General features: G+C 42.3%; 13 protein-coding genes. 2 read left to right on the forward strand and 11 right to left on the reverse strand.

From position 1 onward, the window contains the following. Positions 1-158 precede the first annotated feature (158 nt). The 6 genes from ABDV70_RS08690 to ABDV70_RS08715 form a co-directional block, all read right to left on the reverse strand. Positions 159-1,838: an AMP-binding protein gene (locus ABDV70_RS08690; RefSeq protein WP_343597079.1), complete on the reverse strand. Its 1,680-nt coding sequence runs from the start codon at positions 1,836-1,838 to the stop codon at positions 159-161. Positions 1,839-1,942: 104 nt separating this feature from the next. After that, entirely contained in the window at positions 1,943-4,162 is a 2,220-nt protein-coding gene (parC, locus tag ABDV70_RS08695) for a DNA topoisomerase IV subunit A (protein ID WP_343597080.1), read from the reverse strand. Between the two features lie 220 nt (positions 4,163-4,382). Further along, complete coding sequence (locus ABDV70_RS08700; protein ID WP_343597257.1) at positions 4,383-5,702, reverse strand: MFS transporter; 1,320 nt, start codon at positions 5,700-5,702, stop codon at positions 4,383-4,385. A gap of 134 nt (positions 5,703-5,836) precedes the next feature. Continuing rightward, a complete protein-coding gene (locus ABDV70_RS08705) occupies positions 5,837-6,478 on the reverse strand; it encodes a trimeric intracellular cation channel family protein (RefSeq protein WP_343597082.1) in 642 nt (213 codons plus the stop codon). 43 nt (positions 6,479-6,521) lie between these two features. Next, on the reverse strand, positions 6,522-6,992 hold the full coding sequence (locus ABDV70_RS08710; RefSeq protein WP_343597084.1) for a YchJ family protein: 471 nt from the start codon (positions 6,990-6,992) through the stop codon (positions 6,522-6,524). A gap of 55 nt (positions 6,993-7,047) precedes the next feature. After that, positions 7,048-8,643, reverse strand: coding sequence for a TerC family protein (locus tag ABDV70_RS08715; protein WP_343597259.1), 1,596 nt, complete (start codon positions 8,641-8,643; stop codon positions 7,048-7,050). A 390-nt stretch (positions 8,644-9,033) separates the two neighbouring features. On the opposite strand from ABDV70_RS08715, the gene ABDV70_RS08720 reads away from it, so the two are divergent. Beyond that, complete coding sequence (locus ABDV70_RS08720; protein WP_343597086.1) at positions 9,034-9,654, forward strand: TIGR00730 family Rossman fold protein; 621 nt, start codon at positions 9,034-9,036, stop codon at positions 9,652-9,654. Positions 9,655-9,885: 231 nt separating this feature from the next. Here ABDV70_RS08720 and guaA read toward each other — a convergent pair whose 3' ends face one another. From guaA to ABDV70_RS08735, 3 genes are all read right to left on the reverse strand, one after another. Next, entirely contained in the window at positions 9,886-11,454 is a 1,569-nt protein-coding gene (gene guaA / locus ABDV70_RS08725; RefSeq protein ID WP_343597087.1) for a glutamine-hydrolyzing GMP synthase, read from the reverse strand. A gap of 156 nt (positions 11,455-11,610) precedes the next feature. Continuing rightward, positions 11,611-13,323: a cation acetate symporter gene (locus tag ABDV70_RS08730; RefSeq protein ID WP_343597260.1), complete on the reverse strand. Its 1,713-nt coding sequence runs from the start codon at positions 13,321-13,323 to the stop codon at positions 11,611-11,613. After that, the gene (locus ABDV70_RS08735; RefSeq protein WP_343597089.1) at positions 13,323-13,691 is read right to left on the reverse strand and encodes a DUF485 domain-containing protein; all 369 of its coding nucleotides are present in this window, start codon (positions 13,689-13,691) and stop codon (positions 13,323-13,325) included. Before ABDV70_RS08735 ends, ABDV70_RS08730 begins: the two co-directional genes overlap by 1 nt. Before the next feature lie 187 nt (positions 13,692-13,878). Here ABDV70_RS08735 and ABDV70_RS08740 point away from each other — a divergent pair, with 187 nt between their 5' ends. Beyond that, positions 13,879-17,361: a PAS domain-containing hybrid sensor histidine kinase/response regulator gene (locus ABDV70_RS08740; RefSeq protein ID WP_343597262.1), complete on the forward strand. Its 3,483-nt coding sequence runs from the start codon at positions 13,879-13,881 to the stop codon at positions 17,359-17,361. Between the two features lie 256 nt (positions 17,362-17,617). Here ABDV70_RS08740 and ABDV70_RS08745 read toward each other — a convergent pair whose 3' ends face one another. Further along, complete coding sequence (locus tag ABDV70_RS08745) at positions 17,618-18,268, reverse strand: response regulator transcription factor (RefSeq protein WP_343597091.1); 651 nt, start codon at positions 18,266-18,268, stop codon at positions 17,618-17,620. Between the two features lie 273 nt (positions 18,269-18,541). Then, a complete protein-coding gene (acs, locus tag ABDV70_RS08750) occupies positions 18,542-20,488 on the reverse strand; it encodes an acetate--CoA ligase (protein WP_343597263.1) in 1,947 nt (648 codons plus the stop codon). Positions 20,489-20,604: the final 116 nt, after the last annotated feature.

Below are 20,604 nucleotides of genomic sequence, written 5' to 3' on the forward strand. Positions count from 1 at the left end.
TGTTAATTTGTCTATTATTTAGCCCATCAATCGACTTCAAACCGATTTAATCCCAATTCCAAGTCAGGTCAAAAAATAAAACCCTGACTAAATCCAAATTTAATCAGGGTTTGTCAATAATCTGAAACCGAAATTTCGGTCTTTTTTAAATTTAACGATTATTTGGTCTGATTTCGCAACTCTTTACGCAAAATTTTACCCACATTGGATTTTGGCAGTTCATCCATAAACTCGACATAACGTGGACGTTTATAGCCTGTCAGATTTTGTTTGGCATAAGCCAATAATTCTTCTGTGGTTAAGGATGGATCTTTTTTCACCACAAATAGTTTCGGCACTTCACCTGATTTTTCGTCAGTTACACCAATCGCGGCAACTTCCAAAACTTTTGGATGTTTTGAAATGACTTCTTCAATTTCATTTGGATAAACATTAAAGCCCGATACCAAAATCATGTCTTTTTTACGGTCAACAATTTTGATGTAACCACGTGAGTCCATAACCCCAATATCCCCTGTGCGGAAATATCCATCTTTGGTCATGACTTTTTCAGTTTCATCAGGGCGGTTCCAGTAGCCTTTCATAACTTGAGGGCCGCGAATCGAAATTTCGCCTCGCTCACCTAAAGGCACTTCTTTACCGTCATCATCCAAAATAGCAACATCTGTCGATGGAAGTGGGATACCAATCGTACCAGAAAATTCTTCTGAAACAGGTGGATTAAACACTGCCGCAGGTGAGGTTTCAGACAAACCATAACCTTCGTGGATAATAATCCCTGTGTATTTTTTCCATGCCTCTGCTGTCGACGGCAACACCGCCATACCACCACCTACTGCAATTTGCATTTGGCTATGATCAAGCTGTCTAAAACTTTCATTATTCACAAGCGCATTAAACAGGGTGTTCACCGCAGGGAAGAATGTCGGTTTAAATTTATCAATTTCTTTAATCAATGCAGGTAAATCACGCGGGTTGGCAATAAGCAAGTTGGTTGCCCCCTGACAAAGCCCATAGAGTTCACAAACAGTGAAAGCAAAAATATGGTATAGCGGCAATGCTGAAATAAAGCGGAACTCTGCGTTTCCAAGTTTACGGAATTTGCTGTCAAATAAATTTTGAATCTGCAACATGTTCGCAATCAGGTTTCGATGTGTTAATTCGGCACCTTTTGCAACACCTGTTGTTCCGCCTGTATATTGCAATACCGCAATGTCACTTAGTGTGAGATTCGGACGTTTATAGTGGCTTGGGCTGACTTTTTTTAACGCATCGTTAAAGGTAATATGCCCTGGAATATTCCAAGCAGGAATTTGCTTACGCACAGTACGCAAAACAAAGTTCACAATATTACCTTTCACAAACCCAAGCATGTCCCCAACAGATGCGACAATCACATGTTTAACAGGCGTTTCACCTAAAATCTTTTGATAAACTGTTGCAAAGTTTTCAATAATAATCAGTACTTCTACGCCTGCATCATTCAACTGATGTTCTAATTCACGTGAAGTATAAAGTGGGTTTACATTGACCAGCACATAACCTGCACGGATAATCCCCAAACTTGCCACAGGATATTGCAACACGTTCGGCATCATCACCGCCACACGCGCCCCTTTCGATAAACCTAGGCTTTGCAAATAAGCTGCAAATTTTCGGCTTGCGACTTCAAGTTCGTCATACGTTATTTTTTTGTCCATAAAGACAAACGCATCACGGGCACTGTATTTTTTTAAATTACTTTCAAAAACATCAACTAAAGACGTGTTTTCAGCTGGCAAAGTAATTTTATCTTGAATACCTGTTTTTTTATATTCATCAAACCAAATTTTTTCCATAATGCCTGTTATCTCCGTCCTACATGCTTTCGTTATGTTATTGGCAAGGTCTGTGATTCATCACCATACCATATTTAACGTATTTATGAAGGACCTTGCTAGGTTTATCTTTGAACAATAAGTTTATTGGCTTTTTGATAACCGCGTGGTAAAAGTTGTCCTTTTGTCGCGCGCTTACCGATGTACTTTTGCATGTCATCTGCTTTTAAGTTCAAATGCTGCTGCCCCGCCACAACGTGTAAGTTATCGTTCAGATTTAATAATTGTAAGGTTAAGACAGTTTCACCTTCCCCTAATTGTATCAGTTTATTCCCCTTGCCTTTATTGAGCACGGGCAAATCTGACAATTCAATAATCAATAACTTACCTGCTGAACTGAGTAATGCAACATGCGTTTGTTCCTGAATTGCAGCTAGAGGTAATACCTGTGCCTGATCAGGTAAAGATAAAAATGCCTTGCCCGCTTTTGCATTGGTATCGAGTGCCGTTGACGGTGCTTTAAACCCATATCCAGCATCGCTTGTTGCCAAGACTTCTTGCTGTTCATCCACCACCAAAATCTGGGTAAAGACCACCCCGTTTGCAGGTGCAAGTTTAGAGCTTAATGGCTCACCCAATCCACGTGCCGAAGGCAAACTATTGATTGGCAATGCATAACTACGCCCTGCGCTATCCATCACATAAACACGCTGATTGGTTTTTCCTACCGCATGGCTTAAGTATTGATCGCCTGCACGGTAGTTCAAATTCGGTGCATCCACATCTGCCCCTTTGGCAGCACGAATCCATCCCGCCTCAGAGAGGACAACCGTTACGGTTTCAGCAGGCAACAAATCCTGTTCTTTAATTTGAACTGCTTCTTGGCGTTCGACAATCGTTGAACGACGATCATCTCCAAATTTTTTAGCGTCTTCTTTAAGCTCATCAATCATCAAGGTTTTTAATGATTCTGGATTTGCCAATTGTTCACGAATAATGGCGGCTTTTGCAGCTAATTCATCTTGTTCCTGACGAATTTCCATTTCTTCGAGTTTCGCCAAATGACGTAATTTTAACTCTAAAATGGCTTCGGCTTGAATTTCATCAATATTAAAATGCTGCATCAACACAGGTTTTGGATGATCTTCTTCTCGAATAATTCGAATAACCGTGTCGATATCCAAATATGCAATCAGCAAACCTGCCAAGATATGTAAGCGTTTTTCAATTTTATTTAAATGGTATTGCAAACGGCGGGTAATGGTCTGCTTACGAATTTCAATCCATTCTAAGAGTACCTGACGGATGGATTTAACCTGCGGACGACCATCTGCCCCAATCATGTTCATATTGACACGATAGCTTGATTCCAAATCGGTCGTTGCAAACAAATGGCTCATCACCTGATCGGCATCAACACGGTTTGAGCGCAACACAATAACCAAGCGCGTCGGGTTTTGGTGGTCAGATTCATCACGGACATCACTGACCAATGGCAACTTTTTCGCCTGCATTTGGTCGGCAATCTGGGTAATGACTTTTGAGCCAGACACTTGATACGGCAAGTGATGAATGACAATTTCATTTTTTTCGACATGATAAACCGCACGCATGCGATAACTACCACGCCCTGTCATTTGTATTTTGAGTAATTCGTCTTGTGGGGTGATAATTTCCGCTTTGGTCGGTAAATCTGGCCCAGGAATATATTCCGCTACTTTCTGATCGCTCAGGTTCGGGTTACGTACTAAAGCAATCGTTCCTTTAATCACTTCACGTAAATTGTGCGGAGGAATGTCCGTTGCCATCCCCACAGCAATTCCTGTTGTACCATTGAGCAAAATATTAGGTACACGAGCAGGCAAATGCACAGGTTCCTTGAGTGAACCATCAAAGTTGTCTTGCCAGTCACACGTGCCTTGTCCTAATTCCGAAAGTAACAGTTCACTGTACTGCGAAAGTTTGGCTTCGGTATAACGCATCGCTGCGAATGATTTTGGATCATCAGGTGAACCCCAGTTGCCTTGACCTTCTACAAAAGGATAGCGGTAACTAAAGGGCTGTGCCATCAGTACCATTGCTTCATAACAGGCCGAGTCACCATGAGGGTGATATTTACCCAATACATCCCCAACCGTACGTGCAGACTTTTTCGGCTTGCTGCTAAATTTTAGTCCCAGTTCACTCATCGCATACACAATACGACGCTGTACAGGCTTTAAACCATCACTGATATGTGGCAATGCACGATCCATGATCACGTACATGGCATAGTTTAAATATGCTTGTTCGGTAAACTCGGCTATAGAACGGTTTTCTGTCGCATGATGCGAAAGGCTTGTCATAAAAAATAGAACCTATGAGGATGCTTAGACCAATTTCATTCGCTAAAGTGGATATTTAACAAGATCAAAGCACAAACGTAAATTAAAACACTCACATCTTGTACCCTTTGCCTAATTTTTAGGTGTCTTCTTAAATATTTCCATCTTTTTATTGTATTTTTTTATGATGTGGGATGATAGGTTAAAGCAAAATTCCTTCACTTTAACCTTCTTGCTCAATTTATAAACCAAGGGATTCTAGCGTTTTCCCTTTGGTTTCTTCACCCAATATCACTATCACCAAAGCAACGACCAATAGCACGGCTGTAAACATGATAAAAACATGCTGAAAAGCTTGTGTGCCCATCATTAGATGAGTGACCACCATAGGCGCGACAATACCGCCTATCCGCCCAATAGCCGATGCCCATCCCGAACCAAATGCTCGAATATTGGTTGGATACTGCTCGGGCGTGTAAGTATATAAAACACCCCAAGCACCCAAGTTAAAGAACGACATTAAACAGCCCCATAGCATGATGGCGTTATCCGTGGTCGATTGCCCAAAAAAGTAAGCACACAAGGCACATAAACCAATGAAGCCTGCCAACGTTGCTTTACGCCCCAGTTTTTCCACTAACCATGATGCAACCAAATATCCCGGAAGCTGTGCCAAAATCATAAACAGCACATATTCGAATGATTTGACAATGTCATAGCCCTGTTTGACCAACAGGCTTGGCAACCATGTAAAAATACCGTAGTAAGAAAACACAATACCAAACCAGATCAACCACAACATCAGAGTACGTTTCACAAATGGGGCTTGCCACAACTGACGAAATGACACTTCTTTATGATGTGCAACAGCTGCAACTTCAATTTGCTCAATCACCGCTACACCTGACTGACGTTCAAGTTGCTGTACCAATTGATGCGCTTCGGCAATGCGCCCACGGTTAATCAAATAGGGAATAGATTCAGGAATATTTTTGAGAATAATCAGGATATAAAAAACAGGTAGCCCACCAATCAAAAAGGCAATATGCCATCCCCACTGTGGAATGACAAAATAAGAAATACAGGCAGCAACCAACCAACCTAATCCCCAAAAACTTTCCAGTAAAACGATAAAACGTCCACGCACCTGAGCAGGAATATATTCACTGACCAAAGTCACAGCAACAGGTAACTGACCACCAAGCCCAAGCCCGACAATCAACCGAAAAACCAGTAACCACGTCAAATTCGGTGCAAACGCACAAGCTGCGGTTGCCAGACTATAAATGCACAAGGTACTGGCAAATACCGTTTTTCGTCCAAAACGATCTGCCAGGCCACCCGAAAAAACCGCACCAATGGCCATGCCAATAAAACCGATACTGACAATCCAACCACTTTCAACTGGGGTTAGACTCCAGTCTTTCACCAGTTTTGCCATGATAAAAGCAATAATGCCCGTATCCATTGCATCAAACATCCAGCCTAAACCGACCACCCAAAGCAAGCGATAATGAAACTTGCCAATCGGTAAGCGCTGTACACGTGAAACCAGATCCATCATTGTTTTTTCTCTGCTTTGGCATGATTGAGCTATGATCTAAACTGCATGATTGGCTCAACCGACTTAAACTCAAACATGGGTTTAAACGAAATCTGAGGATGTTTTAACCCTGACCTTTAACATCCAGATGACTACTCATCTTTCGAGGATGCAGACTGATGATCATCATCCTGATAAATAAATTTTGGCATTTCCAAACCAAAATAAATAGCAATCACTCGTAGACTAAAACCAAATACCAATGTGGTGATGATTGTCGCCTCTAGTGCCAACCCGACTTTAATACAAATCCAGTAACAAATTACTGCAACAAACGAAATGCTGGCATAAAGCTCTCGACGGAAAACCAGTGGAATATCATTACACAAAATATCCCTTAAAATCCCGCCTGAAACACCAGTTAATACTCCTGCAACCGATGCCACCACAAAGCCATGTCCCATTTGCAATGCAATTTGACAACCAATAATGGTGAAACCAATTAAACCGAGCGCATCGAGTAATAAGAAAATCGAATGTAAATGCTTCATCCATTTGGCAATCATGATTGTCAATAATGCTGCGCAGCAAGTCAGTACCAGATACTCAGGGTGTTTCACCCATCCTAACGGATAATGTCCAAGCAGGACATCTCGGACAGAACCACCGCCCAATGCCGTTACGCATGCAATTAACACTACACCAAACCAGTCCATGCTACGACGACCCGCTGAAAGCGCGCCTGTCATTGCCTCAGCCGTAATCGCGATGATATAAATGACAGTTAATAACATCAGCTAGAATCCTTGGACGAAAATTTTGCGCTATTTTACGAGATTACAGGATAAAAGCAGCACAGCAATGCTTAAATTTTTTTTCTGATCCACATAAGCACGGTTGTTTCATCGTCGGGAAAGCTTCAACTGTCGGATCTATAAAATACCAAGCAGTCTGATGCTTCACAAAATATGACACTTCATGATGTATCTGTTTCGCATTTCCATCGAAATAATAGGCTTTAAATTCAACCATAGCATGCGTTGCATCGATGCGTGGATTGCCACTGATGATTTCAAGTTTTTCCCACTGATTGCTCGTACTCCACTGTGCGAGTGCAGCCTGATCTAGTTGGGATTGTTGCCCTACTGCTGTCGTTTTCACAATATAATCAATGCAATGCTTCACAAATGCACTATAACGAGAACGCATTAACTGCTCGGCGCTTTGTGCCTGTGTTTTCCCAAGATGCAATGGTTCACAGCACGTGGCGTAGTCGCCCTGCCCACATGGACAATTGGTATTGCTCATAAAAAATAGCCCTTTTTAGGGGGCTATTTTAAAGTGCATGACAGACTTTGCAAACTTAAGATTTCTCTTGTTCAGATGCAGGCTGTTGGGGTGCGATATGGACTTTCTCAATTTTATGACCGTCCATCGTGACAATCTCAAACAGGTAACCATCTACTGTCACTACATCACCATTTTCTGGTAAGCGCCCCAGATGTAACAACAAATACCCTGATAATGTCGAATATTCTTCACTTTCATCGACCAAATCACGTCCAAGCAATAACGATACATGACGAATATCAGTTGAACCATCCAACATCAACGAACCATCTTCAAGGCTTTCTGCCGCCGCTTCAAGTTCATCTTCATCAGGGAATTCACCTGCAATCGCTTCTAGAATATCAATTGGAGTCACTACACCTTCAATCGAACCATATTCATTCAGCACAATGGCCATTTGCAAAGGTGCTTTACGCAATTGTTCCATCACCATCAACACATTGGCATTTTCATGCACAATCACGGGTTCACGTAAATGGCTTTCAAAGTTTAAGTGTCCTGTTTCAATATATTCATTGAGAATTTTATGCGTTAAGGCAATCCCCGCCAGATTATCGAGTTCGCCATGTGCAAAGACCAAACGTGAATGGGTCATTTGCATCAGTTGTTCTTTCACGATTTTTTGTGGCTCGTCTAGGTCAATCCATTCTAAATCAGGACGTGGCGTCATCACCGACTTCACAGGACGTTCCGATAAGCCAAGAACGCCTTGCACCATCACGCTGTGATAAGCACTGTTTTCACCATCAAACAATTCATCGGCTAAAGCCTGAGTCGCTAACACATCCGTATCATGAATAGACGCTTCATTACTCGAACTACTGCTTCCTCCACCCAACATCCGCATGACTGCCGAGGCAGTTTTATAGCGCAAATCGGTTGTGGTCACGAGTTTTTCCTGATTGCGTCGTGTGGTTTGATTGAGCGCCTCAATGAGTACCGAGAAGCCAATCGCTGCATATAAATAGCCTTTTGGAATGTGGTAACCAAAACCTTCGACAAGCAATGAAAAACCAATCATCATTAAGAAGCCAAGACACAGCATGACCACTGTTGGATGGCGGTTTACAAACTCCATCAACGGCTTAGATGCCCACATCATAATGCCCACGGCAATAACCACTGCAATCATCATGACAGGCAAATGCTTCACCATCCCGACGGCAGTAATCACGCTGTCGAGTGAGAAAACGGCATCCAATACAACAATTTGTACAATGACCATCCAGAACGTGGCATGAACTGGATTCTCTTCTTTAAGATGAATCCGACCTTCAAGACGTTCGTGTAGTTCCATCGTCCCTTTAAATAATAGAAACGCGCCACCGAACAGTAAAATCAGGTTATGCCCAGAAAATGGATGATCAAAAATAGAAAATAGCGGTTTATCTAGTGTAACAATCCACGCAATAGATGCGAGCAACACCATCCGCATACACAATGCGAGGAGTAGCCCCACAATCCGTGCACGATTACGTTTTTCTTGCGGTAATTTTTCTGCCAGAATTGCAATAAAAACAAGGTTGTCAATTCCTAAAACAATTTCAAGCACCACCAATGTGGCAAGACCTACCCATGCTGAAGGGTCAGACATCCATTCAAACATCAGTGATCACCCTCCTTTAAGGGACTGGCAAAATAAGCGAGATGCGTAAAGGATTGAAAATATGCCGAAAATCGGATCAAATTTTTTATTGTCGAAAAAGAATATCGCGAGTGACTACAACCACTACTCATGTTGATCTAAACGTTGTGAATCGAATTTTCAGTATAGGGAAGATTTTTTAGAAATTCATCAATTTTTATCCACTTTATTTGCATTTTTCTAGACAAATTCGCTTTTTAACGCCCAGATTCAACCCAAAAATAAAATCTACTGTTTTATTTTTTCTACAAAAAGATTCATAAATACCAGTCAATGCAGTCTGGTTCCCCCATAAAATTGTCATATTTGCTGCTTAATGTTATTGCAGAAATCGTGATAAGGTGAAAATAAACAATGAATCGTGTGATTTATATGAAAAAAAGTGTGAAAACAATGCCTGAAAAAACAACCCAACCTTTAATTGCTTTGTATTGTGGTTCTCGTGTTGGCAATAAAGCCATTTACCTAGAAAGTGCTGTTGAACTGGCGCAAGGGCTGGCATTACATGGTTTTGGGATTGTCTATGGTGGTGCAAGTATTGGTTTAATGGGACAAGTTGCGGATGCTGTTTTGGACAATGGCGGTGAAGTTGTCGGTGTGATCCCAGAGTTTATGTTGGGTTATGAGGTTGCCAATGAGCGATTGACTGAACTGCATATCGTAGCCAGTATGCATGAGCGTAAAGCGATGATGGCTGAACGTGCCAGTGCTTTTGTTGCACTTCCTGGTGGTTTGGGAACATTTGAAGAAATTTTGGAAATTGCAACTTGGGGGCAGTTAGAACAGCACCATAAACCAATGATGCTATATAACGTCAATGGTTTTTATGATGCGCTGATTGCCCAGCTTGATCATGCTGTTGCAGAAGGTTTCCTTCCGCCACAGCACCGTGCCAAGTTAATTGTATGTCATTCAATTGGCGAAATTTATACTGCAATTCAAAGTTTAAACCAACCTGAAGCGGTTGTGGTTTAAATTCGTTTAGACAAAAAAAAGAAGGTGCTGATATCAGCACCTTCTTTTTTGAACGACTTTATCTTATTCTCAAAACAAGACTTTAAGTTCGTTCATAGTGTCATTCAGGCAAGAAGTTTCGCTTGGTCTAAAGCGTTGCTTTAAATTCGCTCATTCTTGAAATCCCTACTGCCGCGAGCATAGCTCTTGGCGTAATTCAGGCAAGAAGCGTTGCTTCTTGAAATCCCTGAATTACTCCCATTCAATTGTTGCAGGTGGTTTAGATGACACGTCATAAACAACACGTGATACATCTTTAATTTCATTCATAATACGAGTTGAGATTTTATCCACCAATTCGTATGGTAAATGTGCAAAACGCGCTGTCATGAAGTCAACTGTTTCAACAGCACGAAGTGCAATCACCCATGCATAACGGCGACCATCACCAACAACACCAACAGATTTTACAGGTTGGAACACTGCAAAAGCTTGAGCTGTTTTGTCATACCAACCGCTGTCACGCAGTTCTTGCATAAAGATGTCATCAGCAAGACGTAAAATGTCTGCATATTCTTTTTTCACTTCACCCAAAATACGCACGCCTAAACCTGGGCCTGGGAATGGATGACGGTAAATCATGCTGTGTGGTAAGCCAAGTGTCGTACCCAATTTACGTACTTCATCTTTAAACAAGTCACGTAAAGGTTCAACCAAGTCAAAGGCTAAATCTTCAGGCAAACCACCCACGTTATGGTGTGATTTAATAACGTGTGCTTTACCTTGTTTGCTTGCAGCCGATTCAATCACGTCAGGATAGATCGTACCTTGTGCCAAGAATTTCACGCCATCAAGTTTACGTGCTTCTTCTGCAAAAACTTCAATAAATTCACGACCGATGATTTTACGTTTTTTCTCAGGGTCAACTTCACCCGCCAAAGCAGTCAAGAAACGTTCTTCTGCATCAGCACGGATCACACGGATTCCCATGTTGTCTGCAAACATTTGCATCACTTGCTCACCTTCGTTTAAACGAAGTAAGCCGTTGTCTACAAATACACATGTCAACTGGTCACCAATCGCTTTATGAAGCAATGCTGCAACCACAGATGAATCGACACCGCCAGATAAACCTAAAAGAACTTTTTCATTACCAATTTGTTGGCGAAGTTGTTCTACACGTAAGTCGATGATGTGTTCAGGTGTCCAAAGACCACCACATCCACAAATTTTATGAACAAAGTTAGACAGTAACTCCGCACCTTTTGCAGTATGTGTTACTTCAGGATGGAACTGTACGCCATAGAAACGACGTGCTTCGTCAGATGCCGCAGCAAATGGGCAGCTTGGTGTGCTTGCTGTTGTTGCAAAGCCTTCTGGTAAGCGGCTCACTTTATCGCCATGGCTCATCCAGACATGAAGCTGGTTTTCTTGGTCTTGTAAGTTTCCAATCAGTTGATCACGTACTTGAATGTCAACTTCGGCATAACCGAACTCGTGTACAGTACCTGGTTCAACCTTACCACCAAGCTGTTCAGACATGGTTTGGAAACCATAGCAAATACCCAATACAGGAACGCCCAGTTCGAATACCACTTGTGGTGCGCGTGGGCTACCTTCTTCGTGTACGCTTTCAGGGCCACCAGATAAGATAATGCCGTTTGGTTTAAATGCACGAATGTCCTCAGCAGACATATCAAACGCATACATTTCAGAATATACGCCTGCTTCACGTACACGACGTGCAATGAGTTGGCTATATTGCGAACCGAAATCCAGAATCAGAATACGGTCTTCAGTAATTTGAGTATTGGTAGTCATGAGAAGCAACTAAAAGCTAAAGAAGATAGGCGCGTTATTTTATCATTTTTTCTGAATGAATCATATTGTCTAATCCGTTTATTCTTTAGACTGATTTTTCTGCATATTTAGCATTAAAAAAAGCCCCTAACGGAGCTTTTTAGATAAATCTGAGAATTAGTGATCTGAAGCGCCTGATGCCCCAATCCCTGTTACAGAGCGAACGAACTGTGCATCGAATGCTTTACGTTCACGTTCTGCACGTGCTGACTTATCTGTTACCGAGAAGAACCAGCAGCAGATAAATGACAATGGCATTGCAATAATTGCTGGACCATTCAATGGGTTAATTGGTGTATCTGAAATTTTAAGTGTATCCACCCAAACCGCTTTTGATAACACAATCAAGGCCACAGCAGTTGCAAGACCAACAACACCGCCAATCACCGCACCGCGAGTGGTTAAACCTTTCCAGAACATTGAAAGTACAAGAACTGGGAAGTTCGCACAGCTTGCAACCGAGAATGCCAAGCCCACCATGAATGCTACGTTTTGTTTTTCAAACAAGATACCCAGAATCATTGCAAAAATTGCTAAGCCAAGTGTTGCGATTTTTGACATACGTAATTCAGATTCAGGTGTTGTTTGACCTTTTTTGAATACGTTAGCATATAAGTCATGAGAGATTGCAGAAGCGCCTGACAGTGTAAGACCCGCAACCACAGCTAAGATGGTGGCAAAAGCAACCGCAGAGATGAAGCCCATAAACATGTCGCCGCCCATTGCATCACTTAAATGCACCGCCGCCATGTTATTTCCGCCCATCAACTCGAGTTTACCTGTTACTGCCATTTTTGCAGCGTCAAGGAATTGTGGGTTGTTTGATACAAATAAGATTGCACCGAAACCAATAATGAAAGTTAATAAATAGAAATAACCAATAAATCCAGTTGCAACAACAACAGATTTACGTGCTTCTTTTGCATCTTTTACAGTGAAGAAACGCATCAAGATATGAGGTAAACCTGCTGTACCAAACATCAATGCTAGACCTAAAGACAATGCATCAATTGGGTTTGCAGCCAGTTTCCCAGGCCCCATAATTTTTCCTGCATCAACAAGGCTCACTGCATGAACTTTACTGAATACTTCGATAGATTGCGTGAACATGTTGCTGAAGCTAAAGCCGACTGCTTTCATCACCATAAATGCCATGAAAGTCGCACCACTCAGTAACATCACCGCTTTAATGATTTGTACCCATGTTGTTGCCAACATACCACCAAAGATCACGTATGCCATCATCAGTAAACCGACAATCACCACCGCAATGTTATAGTTCAAACCAAATAAAAGTTTAATCAACTGACCTGCACCAACCATTTGTGCAATCAAATAGAACGCAACCACAACAAGCGAACTAAATGCAGCCAAAGTACGTACTGGTTTTTCTTCTAAACGGAATGAAACCACGTCAGAAAGGTTATATTTACCCAAGTTACGCAGACGTTCTGCAACCAAGAATAAAACAATTGGCCAACCCACCATAAAGCCTAATGAGTAAAGCAAACCGTCAAAGCCTGAGCTAAACACCATTGCGGAAATACCAAGGAAAGAAGCCGCTGACATGTAGTCCCCAGCAATGGCTAAACCATTTTGGAAACCACTAATCCCACCGCCTGCGGTATAGAAATCCTTGGTACTTTGTGTTTGTTTTGCCGCCCATTTGGTAATAAACAAAGTGAAACCGACAAAAATAACAAACATGATAATGGCATGCCAGTTGGTTGCCTGTTGCTCTGCTTGTCCAAGGTCAGCCCCTGCCGCCATTGCGACCCCAGAATAAAGGAAAAGACCTGCCAATGCTGCTTTTGAAGTCCATTTTTTCATCATGAACGTGCTCCTTCCTGAGCTGAATGAGTACCATCCGATGTTTGGCTCTCACGTGTAATCGTTTCGACTTCTTTCAATGCTTCTCGACTGAGTTGATCAAAGGAGTTGTTCGCAATGTAAGAGTAAATTCCACACAATACAAATGACAGGACAATAATACCCAACCCTAGTGGAATTCCCCATGTCGTTACACCGCCACTAAACGAACTCATGAGAAATGCTTTGTTATAACCAACCAACAACATAAAACCCACGTACACAACCAACATAATAATTGTGAGCGTCCAGCTAAGTGTACGTTGCTTGCTTACCATTAATTTAAATTTTGGATTTTGTAGAATTCGATCTACTTGTACGTCATCCATAATTCTTTACTCCGTAGACGATGACCAACCATGGTCACACATTTTTTGATTTATTTTTTTTACGTCTTAAAGTTAGCAATATTTGATCAATTCCGTCAGTTAGACTTTGGTCGCTACAATTTTGAATGGTTCTCGGAATGTACGTGCATAGGGTATGATAATCATGGAAAATTATGGCACGGTGACTATGAATAACTGGCTAATTATTGGGGTTTTAACGCTCTATATTGTAACTTTATTTGGCTGTGCATTTTTTGGCGAAAAATATGCCAGCCGACTTGGCACTCGCGGACGAATGCTTCTCTTTAGTCTAACTTTAGGCGTTTATTGTTCGTCATGGACATTTTATGGTGCAACTGGTGCTGCCGTTCGTCAGGGAATTATCTTTTTACCCATCTATCTTGGCCCATTGCTATTTATCTGGTTAGGGTATGATATCTGGCGACGGATTGGTCGTATCCGCCAGCATCATTCTATTTCGTCTATCGCTGACTTTATTGCGGCCCGTTATGGTAAAAGTGGCACGCTGGCATCATTGGTCACTGTGCTTGCCGTCATCGCCATTATTCCTTATTTGGCTTTACAGCTTCGTGCCGTTGCACTGAGTACTTCAGTGGTCATGCCGCAAAACAGTACCCTGCATTTAACCACCAATACAGTTTTGGTATTAACTGGCATTTTAGCCATGCTATCTATGGTTTTTGGCACACGGCAAATGGCAAATACCGAACAACATGGCGGTTTGATGCTTGCCGTTGCGATTGAGTCCTTTGTTAAGCTATTTGCCTTATTGTCTGTCGCCATTTTCTTTATCACCGACCATCCACAAAACTTACATCAAATTAGTTACGATATTCAGCAGCAGTTTCATACCGTACAGCAGTCGGGTGTTCCTGAAACCTTTTGGGTACAAACACTATTGGCTGCTCTGGCCATTATTTGCCTACCTCGTCAGTTTCACGTGGCAGTCGTTGAACTGCGTGAAGAAAAGCATATTCGTGGGGCAAGACGCTGGTTTTCGATTTATTTGGTTTTAACCACAATCACGATTTTCCCTATCGCCAGTTGGGCTTTACATGCCAGTCCAGACTTACTCACCATTCCAGATGTTGCGGTGCTAAGTCTTCCTATGAGCTATGGTCATGATTGGCTGACGATTTTAGCCTTTCTTGGCGGATTTTCCGCATCAACAGGGATGCTCTTGGTCTCCTCAGTTGCCTTATCCATCATGCTTAGCAATGACCTGATTATGCCTGCGATTTGGCGGTTTAATCTGATCTCACGGCATGATCAGCGCCTTCCTTCCTTGCTAAAACTCACCCGCCGCATCAGCATTTTGGCGGTTATGATTATGGGATTTTTATTTTTCCATTATTTTAATGATATCAATCAATTGTCCGTTTTTGGCCTATTAGCATTTAGTGCCGTTGCCCAATTCGCACCTGCATTAATTGGTGGTTTATATTGGCGTGGTGGCAGCCAGCAAGGGGTATATGCAGGCTTAGTGGTCGGCTTTTTCATGTGGGCATACACCTTACTATTTCCAACCCTGTTACGTAGTTTGCCTATCGAATATGCAACACTCAGACAACATATTTTGCAGGATGGTTTATTCGGAATTTACATGCTACGCCCCGAAGCACTTTTTGGGTTTGAATCGCTTGCGCCACTTTCGCATGGGGTGATGTGGTCTTTGGGGCTCAACATTATTTTGTATATCTGGGTATCTAAAATTTATCGTCCAAGCGTTGCCGAACAAATTCAGGCCGAAAGCTTTTTCTATTACGAAACAAAACCCTTGCCTTCACAAAATTCAAATCATGAACTGGGTTATCTCCATCCCGACAGTGCACGTTTAAAAGTGGGCGATTTAATGGCATTGGCAAAACGAATTACAGGTGAAACTCCAACGGTTCATGCCTTTCATCAATTTTGTGAACAAAATCATTTAATTTTAAATACCAACAGCGTTGCCAATGGCATGTGGTGGCGTTTCACCGAACAATATTTAGCCAGCACAATTGGCGCAGCATCGGCACGAACATTGCTCACAACTGCACTCGCCAATAATGGTTTAGGGGTTGCCCAAGTTGCCAACATTCTAGACCAAGCATCGCAATGGCAGCGTTTTAACCAAAACTTACTGATGACCATGATTGACCACATGACCCAAGGGGTGAGTGTGGTCGATGCCAATATGTGTCTGGTTGCATGGAATAACCAATACCTAAAACTCTTTGATTATCCAAAAGATTTGGTATACGTCGGTTGTCCAATTTCAGATTTGATCCGCTACAATGCAGAACGTGGTGAATGTGGCCCGGGTTCAATTGAAGAGCATGTCCGTAAGCGACTTCACTGGATGAAAGTCGGCAGTGCCCATGAATTTGAACGAATCCGTAAAGATGGTCGAGTGATTCAAATGCGCGGTAATCCCATCGAAGGCGGTGGCTTTGTGACCACCTTTGCCGACATTACTGCGTTCCGTGAAAATGAAGCGATTTTGGAAGGTCGTGTACAAGATCGGACACAACAACTTGCCAATGCGCTGACTGAACAACGTCTTGCCCGTGAACAGGCTGACACCGCCAATATGTCAAAAAGCCGTTTTATTGCTGCGGCAAGCCACGACCTGCTACAGCCCATGCACGCAGCACGTCTGTTTAGTACAGCTTTGGAACAAAGCATTCAGTGTGATGAAGACCGACAAACCTTACAACAACTTGACCGAGCCTTACATGGTGCGGAAAGTATGCTATCTGCTTTGCTTGATATCGCGCGTTTAGAAGGCGGCACTATTCAGCCAAAACGTCAGGCCTACCCGTTACATGACCTGCTTAGCGACCTCGAACTTCAATTTAAATCCATCGCTGCACAGCGCAATATTCAACTTCATGTACATGATGCCAAGTTCTGGATTGATACCGACCCACAATGGATTCGACGCATCATTCAAAACTTTGTCAGTAATGCGCTACGCTACACAGCAAAAGGACGAATTGTAGTGGGAGTCTTACGCAGTGCCTCACAGCCACAACATATCCGTATTGGGGTGTGGGACACTGGGCCGGGTATTGCCGAAGAACAACGCATCAAACTGTTTCAGGAATTTGAACGCTGTGGTCACACATCACCTTGGGGTGAGCAAGGTTTAGGACTTGGACTTGCTATTGTTCAGCGCATGACCAGCCTACTCAACTACCCTGTTCATGTGTACTCTGAACTTATGCACGGCTCATGCTTTATGATTGAAGTTCCTGTCGTGGATGCACCAAAAGTATCGGCAACACCTGTACCAATACAACCATTACAGCATAATGCGTATAAGATTTTGTGTCTGGACAACGATGAAACCATTTTAGAAGGAATGGAAACTTTACTGAAAAAATGGGGACATCAAATCTATAAAGCACGGGAACCAGAAGACGCACAGGCAATTTTGGAAAAAGAAAATATTCAGGTCTGGATGATTGATCAACACTTAAACCATGATCAACGTGGTTTAGACTTTATCAAGCAATATCGTCCTGAAAACACCCCCGTCGCATTGATTACTGCTGACTCTGACCCAGACTTACCACAGCAGTTAAAAGATTTAAATATCATGCTGTTACGCAAACCGCTTAAACCAGCATCCATGCGGGCATGGCTGTCTGGACTTAAAATTTAGCCCCTCAACAGGATTTCGCTTGAAATCCTTTCGCCCTTCATGTTCCCCTGATTAATCTTCGGTTTAATCAGGGTTTTCTTTTTATATGTTGAATCACCCTGTATTTACATTCCATCCATCTCGCATCGTTCTTTCTGCTTTTTGTTAGAGAAAGAATAATATCGATATATCTGTTATCAGAAAAAAGGTCGTTCACTGTGGAACGACCTTTTTGATTATCTAAGCAACTTGATCAAAGTTTTATCTTCAATCGAGTTTAAATTTTCTTTTCATCAATATTTAAAGCACTAATTGCCAAAACAGCCTGAGTTCGGTTTTGTACCCCTAACTTCCTAAAAATGGCTGTAACATGGGCTTTAATGGTCGCTTCAGAAACATCCAGTTCATAAGCAATCTGTTTATTCAACAAGCCTTCTGCCACCATCATTAACACACGGAATTGTTGTGGCGTTAATGACTGAATACGTTCAGCCAACGCTGTTTCATCTGCTGCACGTGGATCAAAACTAATATTAGTAGGCAAGTTTGGTGGTAACCAAATATCACCTTCTAACACCTGACGAATGGCTTCACCAATATGGCTTGGATGAGCTGATTTTGGAATATATCCCATTGCTCCATGTGCAATTGCACGTTGAATAATGCTAACTTCCTCGTGTGCTGAAACAACAATAATTGGAATTGATGGATATTGCGCGCGCACATGTACTAAGGCAGAGAAACCTGAAGCACCGGGTAAATTTAAATCCAATAAAACCAAATCTGGTTCAGTTCCAGTTTCCAGACGTTCATAAAATTCATTGACCGCTGCGGTTTCATGAATTTGTGCCTGAGGCAAACTATAGCGGACAGCCTGAATCAAGGCATGACGAAACAGTGGATGGTCATCAACGATTAATATATTCATAAGCAATAGCTATATTTGGCGCAGTCGAGTTACTTTCCTCTACGCTACGACATTTATTTATGAGTATGCAACCTTAACAATACCTACCTTTAAGGTAAGCACTACACTGCTTGCACACGTTTCCCTTGGATCATCATCGCAAATAACGTATTGATCCATGTGAATAGTTTGCAAGCTTTTATCACAAGATAAAAGCTTTATTTTTATGAATATTTAAAAATTTGCTTAAATAAGCCTAAATTGACCGAATTTATCCACTAAAAAGAACCGCAATCATCCTGACTTTGAATGCACAACAGCAATCAAATGCTCAACGACTTGAGGCTCGGCCAAGGTTGACGTATCACCTAATGTTTCAAGCTCATGCGTCACAATTTTTCTTAAAATACGGCGCATAATTTTCCCCGAACGGGTTTTAGGTAAAGCATTCGCCCAATAAATCGCATCTGGGGTTGCAACAGGCCCGAGCACTTTACGCACCCATAACACCAGTTCCTCACGTAACTGTTCTGAGCCATCAAAACCCGCCTGTAAAGTTACAAAGCTACAAATGCCCTGTCCCTTAATATCATGTGGCATCCCCACAACGGCTGCTTCCGCCACGGCTTCGTGTGCGACCAATGCACTTTCTATTTCTGCGGTTCCTAAACGATGCCCCGATACATTTAAAACATCATCGACACGCCCAGTAATCCAGTAATAACCGTCATCATCACGGCGCACACCATCTCCAGTAAAATAATACGGTGGATAGGTTGAAAAATAAGTTTCCAAAAAGCGCTGATGATCTCCCCAAATATTTCGCATTTGTCCCGGCCAAGAGTCCTTAATGACCAAGTTACCTTCCCCCACCCCGACGATTTCATGTCCATCTGCATCAACCACTGCGGGTTGAACACCATAAAATGGACGGGTTGCAGACCCAGGTTTCAATGCTGTTGCTCCCGGCAATGGCGCAATCATCATGCCACCTGTTTCTGTTTGCCACCATGTATCCATAATCGGGCAACGTGCTTCACCAACCACGTTATAAAACCAGTTCCACGCTTCAGGATTAATCGGTTCACCTGCCGTACCCAATAACCGCAAAGTGCTGCGATTGCTCTCTTTGACATAAGCATCGCCTTCTCGCATCATGGCGCGAATGGCAGTCGGAGCAGTATACAAAATGGTGACTTTATGTTTATCAATGATGTTTCCAACCCTCGCCCATGTCGGATATTGGGGAATCCCTTCAAACATTAAAGTTGTCGTGCCTGTGGCAAGGGGCGCATATACGGCATAACTATGTCCTGTAATCCAGCCAATATCTGCGGTACACCAGTACACATCATCCTGTTTTAAATCAAAAACTTCTCTAAATGTTGTGACCGCATAAACCAGATATCCGCCTGTAGTATGCAAAACACCTTTGGGCTTTCCTGTTGAACCAGATGTATACAAAATAAAGAGTGGATCTTCCGCATTCATGGGTTCAGGTGGACAAATTTCATTCACCTCCATCATCGCCATGTGGTACCAAATATCCCGACCTTCTTCAAAATGAATCGGGTTGCCTGTGCGGTGTACCACTATCACATGTTCAACACTGGCGGTTTCGGTATGAGCCAAAGCCAAATCGACATTTTCCTTTAAAGGCAATAACTTGCCGCCACGCATTCCTGCATCGGCAGTAATAATCAGTTTCGCCTGACTGTCATCAATCCGACTAGCCAAAGCGTCAGGTGAAAACCCACCAAAGACCACACAATGCACAGCACCAATCCGTGCACAGGCCAACATGGCAATGGTGGTCTCACTGACCATTGGCATATACAGCACCACTCGATCTCCTTTGATAATGCCATATTTTTTCAGGACATTGGCAAAACGGCAGACCTCATCATGCAGTTCTTTAAACGAAATAATTTTATGACGGGAGGGATGGTCGCCTTCCCAAATCATTGCAGGTTTATGGGGATGAACTTTTAAATGACGGTCTAAACAATTGGCACAGACATTCAGAACACCATCTGCAAACCACTCAATTTTAAAATCATCAAGTTTGAAACTGGTATTTTTGACCTGTGTAAATGGTTTAATCCAGTCAATTGCCCGTGCTTGCTCTGCCCAAAACTGGTCAGGCTCGGTGATCGACTGTTGATAACGCTCAAAATATTCTGACTCTAAAGTTCGTGCTGTTTTTTTAAAATCATCAGGAACTGGATAAATGTCTTTCATCATAATACTTCCTTGATTTATTTTAAGAAAGCTTCTTCTTGAAGCCTACTTTTTGTTTGTTATTGTGTATTTTCATCAGTATGAAAGTTGCGTACCACATACAGCAATGCTGCTTT

Origin of the sequence: Acinetobacter sp. (genome assembly GCF_039596015.1) — a bacterium.
Lineage (GTDB): Bacteria > Pseudomonadota > Gammaproteobacteria > Pseudomonadales > Moraxellaceae > Acinetobacter.

Coding starts and splice junctions, on each gene's coding strand:
- ABDV70_RS08720 (WP_343597086.1), top strand. CDS start 9,034: ATGAATCGTGTGATTTATATGAAAAAAAGTGTGAAAACAATGCCTGAA.
- ABDV70_RS08690 (WP_343597079.1), bottom strand. CDS start 1,838: ATGGAAAAAATTTGGTTTGATGAATATAAAAAAACAGGTATTCAAGAT.
- ABDV70_RS08735 (WP_343597089.1), bottom strand. CDS start 13,691: ATGGATGACGTACAAGTAGATCGAATTCTACAAAATCCAAAATTTAAA.
- acs (WP_343597263.1), bottom strand. CDS start 20,488: ATGAAAGACATTTATCCAGTTCCTGATGATTTTAAAAAAACAGCACGA.
- ABDV70_RS08710 (WP_343597084.1), bottom strand. CDS start 6,992: ATGAGCAATACCAATTGTCCATGTGGGCAGGGCGACTACGCCACGTGC.
- ABDV70_RS08745 (WP_343597091.1), bottom strand. CDS start 18,268: ATGAATATATTAATCGTTGATGACCATCCACTGTTTCGTCATGCCTTG.
- ABDV70_RS08740 (WP_343597262.1), top strand. CDS start 13,879: ATGAATAACTGGCTAATTATTGGGGTTTTAACGCTCTATATTGTAACT.
- ABDV70_RS08705 (WP_343597082.1), bottom strand. CDS start 6,478: ATGTTATTAACTGTCATTTATATCATCGCGATTACGGCTGAGGCAATG.
- guaA (WP_343597087.1), bottom strand. CDS start 11,454: ATGACTACCAATACTCAAATTACTGAAGACCGTATTCTGATTCTGGAT.
- ABDV70_RS08700 (WP_343597257.1), bottom strand. CDS start 5,702: ATGGATCTGGTTTCACGTGTACAGCGCTTACCGATTGGCAAGTTTCAT.
- parC (WP_343597080.1), bottom strand. CDS start 4,162: ATGACAAGCCTTTCGCATCATGCGACAGAAAACCGTTCTATAGCCGAG.
- ABDV70_RS08730 (WP_343597260.1), bottom strand. CDS start 13,323: ATGAAAAAATGGACTTCAAAAGCAGCATTGGCAGGTCTTTTCCTTTAT.